Origin of the sequence: Filomicrobium insigne, assembly GCF_900104305.1 — a bacterium.
GTDB lineage: Bacteria > Pseudomonadota > Alphaproteobacteria > Rhizobiales > Hyphomicrobiaceae > Filomicrobium > Filomicrobium insigne.
The window spans coordinates 184,484-198,265 of record NZ_FNJC01000004.1 but is presented as its reverse complement, the minus strand read 5'-3'; the positions used below and the strand labels follow the sequence as shown (position 1 = coordinate 198,265).

Below are 13,782 nucleotides of genomic sequence, written 5' to 3'. Positions count from 1 at the left end.
CCTGCGCACGCACCATTGCACACAAAAAGCATGTTGCATTGCAAGACGCCTCCGGAACGGCGAAAGAAGACGATGACCTCTGGGATGCTAGCCAAAAGACATATGCCTTTTGGTTAGGCGAACGTCTTAGACCCCTGCCATTCGAGATAGGCCGCACTATCTCGCATGCCGGTTAGACACCCCCCGCACCGAACTGAAAACATGCAGACGGCAACCACGTCACTGCGCACGTGTTGCTCAATGACGCTGCGCAGTCCTCAAGCAAGCAAGGACAATTCGGCCGAGTTCCAAGCGCCAGCAAAAGGGCGGGAAATAACACTCAGTCCGCTATGCGCTGACGCCAACAATCAAAATAGCGCGCTCGCAAAAACCGTCGCAAGCAACGCATGTCGGGAGGAAAGTGCTCAATGAAATTTACCGATATTCTTCTGGGTTTAGGCGCAAGTGCTTTGTTACTTTGCACGACCGGAACCACCAAAGCCTATGCTACTGAAACTGCTGGCGAGGCTCCGCCAAAGCTAATCGTTTTCATGGCGGTCGACGGATTTCCGCAGGAGCAGCTCGTCAAATATTACGATCAATACGGCAAGGACGGTTTTCGGCTGCTTCTCGACAAGGGCGCGTGGTACGGCAACAACCACTATAGCCACGCCACCACCTATACCGGCGTGGGGCACGCGACGCTGTTGTCGTGTGCGCACCCCTACAAGCACGGCGTAATTGGGAATGATTGGATTGACCGAAAGACACGGGAGCGGGTCTATTCGACACAAGATAACCGCTACAAATACCTGGACGAAGAAACGTCCAAGCACGCAGGAACATCTCCGTTCAACATCAAAGTGACGGCAGTCGGTGACGAACTGAAATACGCAAATAGCCAATCGAAAGTGATCGCAATCGCAGGCAAGGACCGCAGCGCGATTGGCCTCGCCGGTCAAAACGGCACGGCATACATGCACAGCACAAAAACCGGCCGCTTCATCACCTCAAATTACTATATGCCGGATTATCCAGAGTGGTGGAAAGCCTATTACAAGGATAAGCCGCAGGACAAATACTTCGGCCAGCAGTGGACACTCCTGTTGCCGGAAGAAGCCTACGCAAGGTCAGCTCCCGATGACCGGCCATGGTCGACGAATTACAAAGGGCTCGGCACGAAGTTTCCCCATCCGATCAGCGGCGGAGCGAACGAACCCAGCAAGAGCTACTACGACGCGATGATCTGGTCGCCATACGGTGACAACCTCATGCTGGATTTCGCCAAGGCCGCGATCAAGGGAGAGAACCTCGGCAACAACCCCGCCGGCGTTCCTGATTTGCTCGCATTGAGCTGGACCAGCCACGACTATGCCAACCACCTGTTCGGTCCGGAGAGCCGGCAGTCACACGATCAGACCGTTCGTCTAGATCGCGTCTTCGCCGAGCTATTCGAATTCCTTGACCAGGAAGTGGGTCTAGACAACGTGATTATCACGCTGTCCGCAGACCACGGCTTCATGAACATTCCGGAATTCAGCGCAAGTAGGAATCTCGATGCTGGTCGCATCGATCCAGAGAAGTTGATCGAAGCCACCAACACTGCGCTCTCCGAGAAGTATGGAGAGGGCAAGTACATCATGACCTGGTGGAATCCGAACCTCTACCTCGACTACGACCTGGTCGACAGCAAGAACCTTGACCGCGAGGCTGTCGAGAATACGGCACAGAGATTTCTGCGCAGCTATCCAGGCGTGGAGGCTGTATTCACCCGCACGCAACTCGAAGAAGGCCGTATGCCGAACACGAAGCTTGCCAAGCAAGTAACGCTCGCTTGGCACCAGCAGATCAGCGGCGACATCGTCATCATGAACAAGCCCAACTGGTATTTGTTCGCCAAGCCTACGGCCTACGCTTCAACCCACGGATCGCCCTGGTCCTACGACACCAACGTGCCGCTCGTCATGTACGGCCCGAAATGGATAAAGGCTGGAAAGTACGGCGACTCGGAAACCGTTGATCTGGCGCGTACGCTGGCCTTCATCCTCAACGTTCGCCCGCCAAATGGCTGCGAAGGACGCGTGCTGTCAGAAGCGTTGCAGTAGGCAATCCTGTGCCAGATACAGCGCAAACCCGCGTGCTGGACCTCTCTCAAAACGGAGGTCCAGCACCGATCGTTGAGATGTCTGGGCTCAAGATAAGTTACCGGACAGGTGAGATGTCGTTCACGGTTCTTGATATCGATGAGCTGGCTCTGCCTGCAGGCCTCTCGATCGGGTTGTCCGGTCCCTCCGGCTGCGGAAAGAGCACGCTGCTAAATCTGTGTGCCGGCCTTCTTAGACCCACTGTCGGCAGCATCCGCGTGGATGGAGAGGAACTGACGGGGCTAGGGCAAGGCGCGCTGGATAGATTCCGGGCCAAGAAAATTGGTTACGTTTTCCAAGGCTTCAATCTCATTCCTGCGTTGAGTGCTCTTGGAAACGTTGAACTTCCGATGCGGCTTTCGGGCTCGATGCCCGCCTCGCTCCGCCGCGCACGAGCACAAGAGCTTCTGGATCGCGTGGGACTTGGCACTAAGGCCCGACAAAAGCCGAATCAGCTTTCGTTCGGACAAATGCAGCGGGTTGGGATTGCGCGTGCCATTGCCGGGCATCCTCGTCTGCTGCTTGCAGACGAACCAACAGCCAGCCTTGAGCCGGGACTAGGATTAAGCATCGTGCGGTTGTTGATCGCGGTTGCCAAAGAAAACAGCGCAACCTTGGTGGTCGCCACCCATGATCCCGCGGTGCTGACGGAACTCGATCACACGCTCACAATGTCAGCCATCAACAGAGCCATGGAGGTGAGTTCATGACCTCTGTCTGGTTGGCGTTGAGCTACCTGCGTGCCCGCCCTTTGCTCAACGGGCTTACGGCGCTGGCCGTTGCTCTCGGCATCTCGATTGTCGTCGCCACCACCACGCTGTCCAAAGCCGCACGGCAAAGCGCGAGCGAAACAGCGGGAGGATATCAGTTATTGCTTGCCGCGAAAGGGAGCCAGATACAGGCTGTCCTATCGACGCTGTTCTTTGCCGAAGCCCCAACAGGCAACATCCCCATTGAGATCTATGAACAGGTGCACGCCGATCAAGGCGTAACGCTCGCTGTTCCGTTCAACTTCGGAGACAGCTTCAAAAGCCATTTGATCGTCGGAACGACACCCGATTATCTCCATCTTATCAGACGAAACCGGCGCAGTTCTCAACAAACCCTCCTAAAAGGCAGATGGCCGGAACACGCGTTTGAAGCCTCCCTTGGAGCGGCCGTCGCGCGAGCGACCGGGCTCACAATAGGCGACACGTTCACAGCCGCGCACGGTTTCGTCGAATTGCCGGAAGATCTCTCCGACCATCACAAAGCGCAACCTTATACCGTGGTGGGCCTTCTCGAAGAAACACGCGCACCGACAGATCGTGCGATTTTCACAACGCTAGATACCAGTTGGCGAATTCACGGCCAGTTTCACGACGCGTCGTCAGACGCACACGATCATGAAGGCCGTCAGATTACAGCCGTGCTCATCGAAGGCCGCGGGTATGCCGACGTGGCGCGCCTCAATGCTCTCATGGCACAGCGCATGGATGTACAGCCGATCTTTCCGGGGCGCACAGCGACCCAAGTGCTCGGCTACCTGCAACGAGGACAATCGCTCGTCACATCCATCGCATGGCTCGCAGCGCTCATAGCTTGCCTCGGTATTATGATCTCTCTCTTTGCTGCAGCGGTCGAACGACGCCGACAGATCGCCACGTTGCGGGCCATTGGAGCTTCGCGCGCAACTGTGTTGGGCGTCATGGCCATTGAGGGACTATTCATCGCCGGCCTTGGCGCCGTCATCGGTGTCGCATTCGGTCGGTTAATGGCCGTCGCCATAGCGTGGCAACTGGAACAATCCAACGGCTACCTGTTGACCATTGGCCAAGCCGGCTTGGCAGAGATCTCGGCTATCGCTGTCGCTATGGCACTCGGATTGCTCGCCGGATTCATCCCAGCGCTTTTGGCCTTGCGCGAGGACGTCGCCAAAGGCCTCGCAGCCATGACATGAGGCACTATGAAAAACCAAATCATCGTATTTTTCGTATCTGCCCTAATGATGGGAGCGACCATGACGAGCAAATCATCGGCTGCGATGACACGTGTTAAATTTACCGACTTTTTCGTCGGCGAGACGTATCAGGTCGGCCCGGGGATGAAGCCTGAGTTTAACCTCTCCGAATCCATCCAGGCTCTTCACGGCAATACAGTTGAAATTCTCGGATTCATGGACGGCATCCTTCCGCGTGATGGCATGCATTTCATGCTGATCCGTGAGCCGACCGCTCTCTGTCCCTTTCACACGTCGAGCTTTGACTGGGCTGCTTTCATGCCCGTCTTTCTCTCAAACTCGACCGAATACATTGACGGTCCAATTCGCATCGTAGGCCGCCTCGACGTGGGACAAAAGACGGACGAAATGGGGCTCGTCAGCTATGTCCGCATCTACGATGCGTCCATTGCCCGCGCGCAATAAATCGACCTCTGAGATCCTTATCGTGCTCAAGACAATTCGCTCTCACATCGAGATTGCATTCCCAGGCACTCGGCGAACGCCACGGTTCGAGCTCGGCGATTCCGATGCATTTTTCTCATCGGCCAACGTGGCCCCCTTCATCAGGCGGTGATCAAGAGCAAATCGTTCGATTTTTTTAAAAGAACCAGGGCTGATTCTCCTTGTGGAGCGCTTCGAATGCTCGAATCTCGTCCGCGTGTTCGAGCGTTACGCCCACCGGATCCAGGCCTTTGATCAGCATGTCCTTCCGCGTAGCATCGATGTCGAACATAATCTCCTCGCTGGTGGCATCGAGAAAGATCGTTTGCTGTGCGAGATCGATGGTGAACGTGTTCCGCTCGGGATTGCTTGCATAGTGAGCGAGCATTGCAACGGTTTCCGGAGGTAGGACAATCGTCAGGAGGCCATTGTTTTTGCAATTGTCATTAAAAATGCCAGCGAACGTTGTTCCGATAAGCGCTCGGATGCCAAGCTGCGACAATCCCCACACAGCATGCTCGCGGCTCGAGCCGCACCCGAAGTTAGGCCCCACAACAAGGAACCGGCATCCTTCGTAGCCGGGCTTGTTCAGAACAAAATCCGGGTTTGGTTTGCCGTCCGCGAAGCGAAGCAAATTGAACGCACCGACGTCGAGCCCTTCGCGATCCACCCCCTTCAAGAACGTCTTCGGCATGATAATATCGGTGTCGATGTTTGGCGCCAAAAGCGGAGCTGCTGGCCCCGTTACAGTGTGAAAGGGCTCCATAGTTTATGCTCCGCTTCTGAATTTTCGAACGTCGGTGATGTGCCCCTCGACGGCAGCGGCAGCGACCATCGCGGGGCTCATCAGGTGCGTCCTCGCGCCGGCCCCCTGACGTCCTTCGAAATTACGATTTGTGGAAGAAGCACAGCGGTCGCCGGGTTTCAGCACGTCGTCGTTCATGGCAAGACACATCGAACATCCCGATTGTCGCCATTCAAACCCGGCATCGATAAACTTCTGCGAAATTCCCTCAGTTTCCGCCTGAGTACGGACCTGGGTCGAACCCGGCACGACAATCGCACGCACGTTCTGAGCCACCTTCCGCCCATCTAGAACTTGGGCCGCATCACGCAAATCCTCGATCCTCGAGTTGGTACAAGAGCCAATGAAGGCGTGACTTATGGGAATGGAAGCGATCGGAGTTCCTGGCATCAGGCCCATGTATTCGAGCGCGCGCAAATCCGCCTTACGTCTCGTCACATCGACCTGCGTTTCCGGGTGCGGTACGACATCCGTTATGGTTGCGGCCTGATCAGGGCTCGTGCCCCACGTCACCATGGGGGCAACGTCAGCAGCGTCGATTTTCAGCTCCCGATCGAACCGCGCATCTGCATCGGACTTCAGCAGATGCCAACTCTCGACTGCGGATTCCCACATCGCTCCTCGCGGCGCTCTGGGACGCCCGCGGATGTACGCGATGACCTTTTCATCAGGGGCCATCACAGCGCCACGCGCTCCTGCTTCAACGATCATGGTACAGACCGTCATCCGGGCCTCAACGCTCATCGCGTAAAGGGTATCGCCAGCAAATTCCACGGCGTAGCCCGTCGCTCCATCTGCACCGATGCGCCGGATGACCTCCATAACGATATCTTTGCTGGTAATGCCGACCGCCGGGGGACCAGTCACCGACACGCGCATGGTCTTTAGACGACGATAGACGAGGGTCTGGGTCGCCAGATAATGCTCAATGTCGGAGGTGCCGATGCCGAATGCAACCGCGCCGAGCGCGCCGTAGGTAGTAGTATGACTGTCTCCGGCGGCGACCACCATGCCGGGCATGACAAGCCCCTGTTCGGGGGCGACGACATGCTCGATCCCTTGCCGTTTATCCAGAATGTCGAATAGCTCGATGCCGAAGTCTCGGGCATTCTCAGCAAAGTATTCCACCTGTCGCTGGCCCCCGGCATCCGGCATACGATCTGTGCGATGGGCAGCCGTTGAATTAACGTGGTCGACGACCATCAAAGCGGCCTTGGGATTCCATACTTTGCGGCCGGCTTTCCGCAGACCGGTGAAAGCCTGAGGACTGGTGTATTCGTTGAGAATCGTTCGGTCGACGTAGAGCAGAATGAGCCCCTTATCATCGAGCGTTCTCACTGTATGTGCATCGATGATCTTGTCGTAGAGCGTTCGTGGTGTCTTCATGGCCGCCTCGATTGTAGATCCGGATGTCAGGCGTTTTCCCCCTGGATCGCGTCGATCACCGCCGCCGTAACGTCTGCGGTCCGGGCCTTACCGCCGAGGTCTGGGGTGTGGAAACGCTCGTCCGCCGTTACGCGTTCAACGGCTTTCATCAGGCGGTTCGCGGCATCGTTCTCGCCGAGATGTTCGCACATCATGACCGCCGTCCAGAAAGTCCCAATAGGGTTGGCAACACCTTTACCCGTGATGTCGAACGCCGATCCATGGATGGGCTCGAACATGGAAGGGAAGTTCCGTTCGGGATTTAGGTTCGCCGTCGGCGCAATGCCGAGCGAGCCAGCAAGTGCGGCGGCAAGATCCGACAGGATGTCGGCGTGTAGGTTGGTCGCCACGATCGTGTCGAGTGATTCTGGCTGCATCACCATGCGCACGGTCATCGCGTCGACCAGCATCTTGTCCCAAGTAACGCCCGGAAACTCCTTGGCGACCTCAGCGGCAATCTCGTCCCACATGACCATAGCGTGGCGCTGCGCGTTGGACTTTGTAACGACGGTGAGATGTTTCGCTGGACGTGATTGTGCCAGCTTGAAACCGAAGCGGATAATCCTCTCCACCCCAGGGCGCGTAAACATCGCGACATCCGTCGCCGCTTCCAGCGGCGAACCTTGATGCACCCGGCCGCCGACACCAGCATATTCGCCCTCTGAGTTCTCGCGGATGATGACCCAGTCGAGCTCCTTCTCAGTGACGCCGCGCAGCGGAGATTTGATCCCCGGCAGAATGCGGGTAGGGCGCACGTTGGCGTACTGGTCGAAGGGTTGGCAGATGTTGAGTCTCAAGCCCCACAGCGTGATGTGGTCGGGAATCTCTGGGTGACCGGCCGACCCGAAAAGGATCGCGTCATGGTCACGGATCTGGTCTCGGCCATCCTCCGGCATCATGCGACCGGTCTTCTTATAGAGCTCTCCACCCCAGTCGAAATGGTCGAAAGAGAACTCAAAATTGCCGTCGCGCATTGCCAGCGCATTAAGGACTTCGATTCCCGCCGAGACGACTTCTGTCCCGATGCCATCGCCTGGAATCGCAGCAATTTTGTACGTGCGCATTTTCTTCTCCGATACTGATCTTGCAGATTTGTCGATAGAGCCACACCTCAGAACAGCACGTCCTTGGGAAGCCGGATCAGAAGCACCTCCGACATCAGCAGGTAAAATCCCGCGACAATCCCACAGGCCACGATCAGGTATGCAAGCCAGCGCAAGACGCCGATCCTGTCGTGATTTGAGATGAAGGTAACAACTACGAATCCGACGAGGCTTGCCACGATGAAGCCGATCTGGTCGATGGCGACAGCCCACGCGGCCAGTGCGAGGGTCACCGCAACGCGCCGCCACGTCGATGGTTTCGAGGCGACCGGTCGATCATCCGGCAGACCGTCAGCTGGCGCAGCGGGTCGCAGCAAGTTCACTGCGATGAGAACCAAACAGAAGGCGATCATTGCTGCGGAAATGGTGGTCGGAAACACCGAGCCCAGGGGGCTCATGTCAGCCGTGCCCATGATTGCCAGGACACCGATGACGATGAGCAATCCAGCAATCGTCATGCCCGGATAATCGCGGTATTTTAGAGGCTTGACTGGACGTGCGTCTTCTTCCGCTGATCTCGGGAGGTCAATCTCCATGGCTTTCTTCGGCATGATATGGTCCGCGATCAGCGGATAGAACAAGGTAAGGGCTGCCGCTACGATCAACGCAATGCTGATGGGCCTGCCGAAGAACATGCCGAAGACATTCTCAGACGCACTGCCAATGAGATAACTTTGTACGAATCCCTGCTCTGCAATCTTTCCGAGAATCAAGCCCAACACGATCGGTGACGCCGCGAAGCCGAAGCGTTCCAGCACCCAGGCGATCACGCCAAGCACAATCATCATGTAGGTGTCGCTGATATCGCTATGGATCGCGAAGCTGCCGATGATGACAAGAAACGCGATCGTCGGAGTGAGCAGAGCCTTGGGAATAGAGATGATGGAACGATAGGCATAACGCCCGATCAAAAGACCGACCGGCAGCATCAGAAGCGTCGCAATCAATAGTCCGAAGATGAACGTGTAAACGGTCCCAGCCTGATCATTGAAAAGCGTCGGGCCGATCTTGATGCCTTGAACGAGAAGCGCTCCGAGAATGATCGCATCAGGAGGTGTACCGGGAATACCCAGCACCAGCGTGGGGATGAAGCCGCCGCCGACGGTGGCGTTGTTGGCGGATTCCGTCGCAATGATCCCTCCCGGATGCCCTGTCCCGTATTCCGAAGATTGTTTCGAACTGCGGCGCGCTTCGGTATATGCGACGAGTCCAGCAATTGACCCTCCGGCGCCTGGCAGAATTCCAATGACGGTTCCGATGACAGAACTACGGATCAGGTTGAACTTCTCCCGGAGCGTAGTTCGGAACGCTTCTCCCAAGCGAATTCCGCCATCACCATCCGAAACCTTCAAATGCGGATCACGCGTTGCCACCAAGTCGATGATCACCGGAATACAGAACAGCCCGATCAAACCGGAAGTAATGTCGATCCCACCGAGGAGGATCTGGGTATCCAGCGTGTAGCGCACATCGCCGCCAACGACCGCGACACCGATCATGGACATCAGAAGGCCGATACTCGCGCCGATCAATCCCTTGATCGTATTTCCGACCGAAAGCACCGAGATCAGCGTGAGCCCGAATACGGCAAGCCAGAAGTATTCCGGCGGGCCGAACTTGAGAGCGACTTGGGCGAGTGGCGGAGCCAGGAGCAGTAAACTCAGCGCCCCGACGATGCCGCCGGCAACGGAGGCGATAGTCGCGATGCTTATGGCAAGCCCACCGTCGCCGCGCTTGGCCATTGGATAACCATCAAAGGTCGTGGCGATCGCCGACGGCGTACCCGGCGTGTTGACGAGGATCGCGGCGAACGCGCCCCCATAGATCGCCCCTGTGTAGATGGCGCCAAGAGCAATCAGTGCGCTCGCCGGATTCATCGTGAAGGTGAAAGGCACAAGGACGGCCACCGCCATGGTTGCCGACAGCCCCGGCAAAGCGCCGACGACTGTTCCCAGAATTACCCCGCCCAGCGCCAGAAGGAGATTGAACGGCGTAAGCGAATCGATGAGGTACCCCAGGAGTTCCATGGCGGTGGCGTCCTTCCCTCTCGGTGCTTGAAGTGCGGATTACTTCTTCTTCAAACCGAGCAGTTCGGCCGCTTTGGCATATTCTGCCTTCTTGCCTTCGACGAACGCCCCGACCTTGTCGTAAGTGACATCGGTCAGAACAAATCCGCCGGCTTCCATTTTCTCGCGAAATTCCGGATCAGCATTGATTGCCGCGACGAGATCGGACACCTTTTTTCGGATCTCGTCGGATGCCCCTTTGGGCACCGAGACGCCACGGTAGGCTCCACCAACGAGGTCATAGCCCAGTTCCTTGAACGTCGGCACGTCGGGGAAAGCCGGCATGCGTTCTTCGGAAGCGACCGCAAGCATCCGGATGGCATCACCTTGCTTGATACCCGACGGTGCATAGTTGAAGCCTGCCAACGTCTGGCTTCCAACGAGCGCGGTGATGGCCGGCCCAGTGCCACTGAAGGGAATATAGGTCGTCTTTACTCCGGCCAGTTCGTTGAATTGCGCGGCCGCGAGGTGGTTTGCGGAGTTAGACCCGGAACCTGCGAATGTTACGACGCCGGGGTTAGCCTTCGCGAATTCGACGAGGTCCTTGAGCGTTTTGAACTTGCTGTCCTTCGGAACGAAAATCGCGTTTGGCGTGTAGTGGAAATAATGAACCGGCGTCAGGTCGTCGGTCTTGTAGCCGACATCCTTGATCATGGGCTGCAACACCGTATGTGGCAGGTTGATGCCCATGATCGTATGGCCGTCGGATTCCATGCCGTTCAGCTTCGACCAGGCCTGCGCACCTCCCGCACCCGCCATATATTGGATCACCACCGGCTTGCCGGCATGCTTTTCCCAAACAGATTGCTGAAAACGCGCCGAAATATCGGACTCGCCGCCAGCATTGAACGGAATGATGTAGTCGATCGGCTTGCTCGGAAAGTCCGCAGCCAGCACCGAACCGACGCCTAGGGTTGCGAAGGCAATCGCCGTAGCAATCGCTCTTGTTGGAGTTTTCATGGGGTTCCTCCTTGAAGACATGATTGACCGTTCGGCCGAGCAGCTGTCCGGTTCCGTGAGACCGACTCCAAGTGCTGGCACAGTTCAGCCGCGGTACGGCCGGACATGATCATCTGAATCGGATCTTGTTGGCCTCCAGAACGTCCTGAAGTGACCTTCGCCAAGTCCGACGTTTCCTCCGACTTTTACGGGTCTCTGCCGGCGTACATCGCCGATCCCTCGCCCGTTGTCCGCGCCCTGATGCGCGCGATGCGATTAACAATAATGCAGCCTAAAAAGATGATAATTTCATTCGGTTCACTTGATTATGAACCTGGAGTTACGAATGACGGCCGAGACCGACCTAGCCTTTTTCATTCTCCTCGCGCGCAAGGGCAGCTTCGCTGCGGCGGCGCTGGAACTCGGCGTCTCGCCGCCTGCGGTCAGCAAGCGGCTCGCTAAACTGGAAGACCGGCTTGGCGTCCGTCTTCTCAATCGCACCACGCGGCGCGTCAGTATGACGGGCGAAGGCGAAGCCTATTACGAGCGTGCGATCCAGATTCTTCGAGACATCGATGATCTGAACGAGTCGTTGACCGACGCGAGCGCGACCCCGAAAGGCCTGCTGCGCATCAACGCGACGTTCGGATTCGGACGTGAGCACGTTGCCACGATCGTCTCGGAATTCTCGAAGTGCCACCCGCTCGTGGAAATACAGCTCGTCCTCAGCGATGCGCCATTCAATCTCGTGGAGGAACGGTTTGATCTCGGAATACGCTTCGGAAGTCAGCCAAATTCGCGTTTGATTGCGCGCAAGCTCCAGTGCAATCGGCGGCTGATGTGCGCTGCGCCGAGTTATCTCGAACAGCACGGTGCACCTCAGCGCCTCGAGGACCTTGAGCACCACAACTGCATTGTTCTGCGACAGGACAACGAAACCTACGACCTTTGGAAATTACAGCGAAACGACCGTTTAGCGACCATCAAGGTAAGAGGAGCGCTCAGCAGCAATGACGGCGAGATCGCGTTGAAGTGGGTGCTCGATGGGCATGGAGTGATGCTGCGGTCGGAGTGGGACATCTTGCGCCACGTGGAGGCGGATCGGCTTCGGCTTGTGCTGCCTCGCTACTCCCAACCAGACGCTGACATCTACGCCGTTTATCCGGCGCGTCACAATCTCTCCGCTAAAGTCCGAGCGTTCGTAAATTTTCTTGCTGATCGACTAAAGCAACGTTTTGGCGAACTGCCAGCAGCATGAATCTTAAATGTGCTGAGGATCAACCGCGCAACGAACAAAGCTCCCGACCTCTGGCTCTTCTAGTCAAATTGCCCTACGATATGTAATTGGCGCGTCGCTCTTCGACGCCCCCATAACGCCGTAATCAAGACACTGCAGCTGGCCCCGCCGACATGATCATTTAAGCAATGTATGATGAAACCGATCGCCTCAACTGCGTCTTCCATGCTCTATCCGATCCGACCCGTCGGGAGATAGTCAGCCTGCTTGCGGTCAGGCCCTACAGCATCACAGAATTGGTTCCTCCATTCTCAATGTCGCTGTCAGCAATCTCCAAGCATGTGAAGTCCCTTGAACGGGCAGGTATAGTCTACCGGGAGGTAAGGGGCCGCAATCACATTTGCACTTTAAACGCAGATGCGTTGAACGAGGCCTACACTTGGCTCTCTGGATACGAACGCTTCTGGAATCAACGACTGGATGCACTCGAAGAAGTACTGCGTCGAGAGGGTAAAAAAGATGAGAACTAGCGCGCGAAACCGTCAGAAGAATGTCGCGGTAACTCTGGTTCGAAAAATTCAATCCTCTTCAGAAGCCGTTTTTGCTGCATGGACCGAGCCGAGGCTAATTGCGCAATGGTTGGCTCCAGGAGCTGATAGCGTCACAGCCGTCACTGCAGACCTCCGACCAGGGGGGCAATACCGTATCGACGGCCTCCATGGCGACGGCAGCGCATATTCTATAACCGGCACGTATATCGAGATCATTGAGAACAAACGAGTATCTATTACCTGGACATATGATGGGCCCGTTTCAGCACTGCGAGGCGCCACGTCCTTAGTGATTGCAGATCTTCGGCGTAGAAGTTCCGATGTCACTGAACTGACGCTCAGCCACGAAAAGCTCGCTGACCGCGAGGCCGCCGAGCTCTACCGTATCAACTGGAGCAGGTGCTTGGAAAAATTGGAACCAACTTCCAGGCTCCACCTTCCTATTGATCAGCAAGAAGCCGACAACCCTAGCAGAGAGTTTTTTACTGATGAGCACCGTCGTCTCCAGGATCGTAATGGCACTCGAAAGCTAGCCGATCGCCTTCAGGCGCTCACGGTAAAACACGAATTAAATGTCGTGGACGCCGTGTTTATCGCTCGACAGAATATGTTTTTCCTAGCCACGACCGATGCGGATGGACAGCCTAGCTGCTCCTATAAGGGCGGAGCCCGAGGCTTTGTTAACATCATCGACAATAAGACATTAGCATTTCCAGACTTTGACGGGAATGGAATGCTAATTTCTGTTGGCAATATTAGCGAGAATGGCCGAGTCGGCTTGCTATTCGTCGATTTTGAAAAGCAAGCGCGATTACGGGTGAACGGACGCGCTCAGATATTCACGGAAAACGATAAGCTTTTTAGTCGGTACCCGGGCGCGCGGTCAATCGTACGCATTGCAATCGATGCGGTATTTCCCAATTGCCCTCGGTATATTCATAAAATGGCTCTCGTTGAGGAGTCGCCTTTCGTACCAGATGGCAAGCATCCAGTTCCTCGAACGGATTGGAAGTATCTCGCTGCGTTCTCAGATGTAGTGTCCGAAGATGAAGCGGGCGTTGAAACGGATCTCGACAAAGCTTTGAGCCGAGATTGATCACGGTTTAAACCT

The 13,782-nt window shown here is 56.3% G+C and carries 12 protein-coding genes; 7 read left to right on the top strand and 5 right to left on the bottom strand.

Annotated features, from left to right (window positions below; all coding sequences use genetic code 11):
- Positions 1-407 precede the first annotated feature (407 nt).
- The 4 genes from BLS30_RS14610 to BLS30_RS14595 are packed head-to-tail and all read left to right on the top strand — an operon-like array spanning position 408 to position 4,527.
- On the top strand, positions 408-2,084 hold the full coding sequence (locus BLS30_RS14610; protein WP_052744015.1) for an alkaline phosphatase family protein: 1,677 nt from the start codon (positions 408-410) through the stop codon (positions 2,082-2,084).
- 8 nt (positions 2,085-2,092) lie between these two features.
- Positions 2,093-2,833 carry an ABC transporter ATP-binding protein gene (locus BLS30_RS14605; RefSeq protein WP_090229862.1) on the top strand — a complete coding sequence of 247 codons (741 nt, stop codon included), beginning with the start codon at positions 2,093-2,095 and terminating at the stop codon, positions 2,831-2,833.
- A complete protein-coding gene (locus BLS30_RS14600) occupies positions 2,830-4,062 on the top strand; it encodes an ABC transporter permease (protein WP_046478325.1) in 1,233 nt (410 codons plus the stop codon). Before BLS30_RS14605 ends, BLS30_RS14600 begins: the two co-directional genes overlap by 4 nt.
- 60 nt (positions 4,063-4,122) lie before the next feature.
- Positions 4,123-4,527 (top strand): hypothetical protein, encoded by a 405-nt coding sequence (locus tag BLS30_RS14595; protein ID WP_139165366.1) that lies wholly within the window; start codon positions 4,123-4,125, stop codon positions 4,525-4,527.
- Between the two features lie 175 nt (positions 4,528-4,702).
- Here BLS30_RS14595 and leuD read toward each other — a convergent pair whose 3' ends face one another.
- From leuD to BLS30_RS14570, 5 genes are read right to left on the bottom strand one after another with little or no spacing between them, the layout of a single operon-like run.
- A complete protein-coding gene (gene leuD, locus BLS30_RS14590; protein WP_090229859.1) occupies positions 4,703-5,311 on the bottom strand; it encodes a 3-isopropylmalate dehydratase small subunit in 609 nt (202 codons plus the stop codon).
- 3 nt (positions 5,312-5,314) lie between these two features.
- Complete coding sequence (gene leuC / locus BLS30_RS14585) at positions 5,315-6,736, bottom strand: 3-isopropylmalate dehydratase large subunit (protein ID WP_090229857.1); 1,422 nt, start codon at positions 6,734-6,736, stop codon at positions 5,315-5,317.
- A gap of 26 nt (positions 6,737-6,762) precedes the next feature.
- On the bottom strand, positions 6,763-7,839 hold the full coding sequence (locus tag BLS30_RS14580; RefSeq protein WP_046478322.1) for a tartrate dehydrogenase: 1,077 nt from the start codon (positions 7,837-7,839) through the stop codon (positions 6,763-6,765).
- A 47-nt stretch (positions 7,840-7,886) separates the two neighbouring features.
- Complete coding sequence (locus tag BLS30_RS14575) at positions 7,887-9,905, bottom strand: tripartite tricarboxylate transporter permease (RefSeq protein WP_046478321.1); 2,019 nt, start codon at positions 9,903-9,905, stop codon at positions 7,887-7,889.
- A 39-nt stretch (positions 9,906-9,944) separates the two neighbouring features.
- A complete protein-coding gene (locus BLS30_RS14570; RefSeq protein WP_046478320.1) occupies positions 9,945-10,904 on the bottom strand; it encodes a tripartite tricarboxylate transporter substrate binding protein in 960 nt (319 codons plus the stop codon).
- Positions 10,905-11,229: 325 nt separating this feature from the next.
- Here BLS30_RS14570 and BLS30_RS14565 point away from each other — a divergent pair, with 325 nt between their 5' ends.
- The 3 genes from BLS30_RS14565 (at position 11,230) to BLS30_RS14555 (ending at position 13,767) form a co-directional block, all read left to right on the top strand.
- Positions 11,230-12,141 carry a LysR family transcriptional regulator gene (locus BLS30_RS14565; protein ID WP_046478319.1) on the top strand — a complete coding sequence of 304 codons (912 nt, stop codon included), beginning with the start codon at positions 11,230-11,232 and terminating at the stop codon, positions 12,139-12,141.
- A 167-nt stretch (positions 12,142-12,308) separates the two neighbouring features.
- The gene (locus BLS30_RS14560; protein WP_046478318.1) at positions 12,309-12,650 is read left to right on the top strand and encodes an ArsR/SmtB family transcription factor; all 342 of its coding nucleotides are present in this window, start codon (positions 12,309-12,311) and stop codon (positions 12,648-12,650) included.
- Complete coding sequence (locus BLS30_RS14555) at positions 12,601-13,767, top strand: SRPBCC domain-containing protein (RefSeq protein WP_090229855.1); 1,167 nt, start codon at positions 12,601-12,603, stop codon at positions 13,765-13,767. Before BLS30_RS14560 ends, BLS30_RS14555 begins: the two co-directional genes overlap by 50 nt.
- The last annotated feature ends 15 nt before the right edge of the window (positions 13,768-13,782 follow it).

Excerpts from the sequence above, each read along its gene's own strand:
- BLS30_RS14610 (WP_052744015.1), top strand. The coding sequence starts at position 408 with ATGAAATTTACCGATATTCTTCTGGGTTTAGGCGCAAGTGCTTTGTTA.
- BLS30_RS14555 (WP_090229855.1), top strand. The coding sequence starts at position 12,601 with ATGCACTCGAAGAAGTACTGCGTCGAGAGGGTAAAAAAGATGAGAACT.
- BLS30_RS14600 (WP_046478325.1), top strand. The coding sequence starts at position 2,830 with ATGACCTCTGTCTGGTTGGCGTTGAGCTACCTGCGTGCCCGCCCTTTG.
- BLS30_RS14595 (WP_139165366.1), top strand. The coding sequence starts at position 4,123 with ATGACGAGCAAATCATCGGCTGCGATGACACGTGTTAAATTTACCGAC.
- BLS30_RS14580 (WP_046478322.1), bottom strand. The coding sequence starts at position 7,839 with ATGCGCACGTACAAAATTGCTGCGATTCCAGGCGATGGCATCGGGACA.
- leuC (WP_090229857.1), bottom strand. The coding sequence starts at position 6,736 with ATGAAGACACCACGAACGCTCTACGACAAGATCATCGATGCACATACA.
- leuD (WP_090229859.1), bottom strand. The coding sequence starts at position 5,311 with ATGGAGCCCTTTCACACTGTAACGGGGCCAGCAGCTCCGCTTTTGGCG.
- BLS30_RS14575 (WP_046478321.1), bottom strand. The coding sequence starts at position 9,905 with ATGGAACTCCTGGGGTACCTCATCGATTCGCTTACGCCGTTCAATCTC.
- BLS30_RS14560 (WP_046478318.1), top strand. The coding sequence starts at position 12,309 with ATGTATGATGAAACCGATCGCCTCAACTGCGTCTTCCATGCTCTATCC.
- BLS30_RS14570 (WP_046478320.1), bottom strand. The coding sequence starts at position 10,904 with ATGAAAACTCCAACAAGAGCGATTGCTACGGCGATTGCCTTCGCAACC.
- BLS30_RS14565 (WP_046478319.1), top strand. The coding sequence starts at position 11,230 with ATGACGGCCGAGACCGACCTAGCCTTTTTCATTCTCCTCGCGCGCAAG.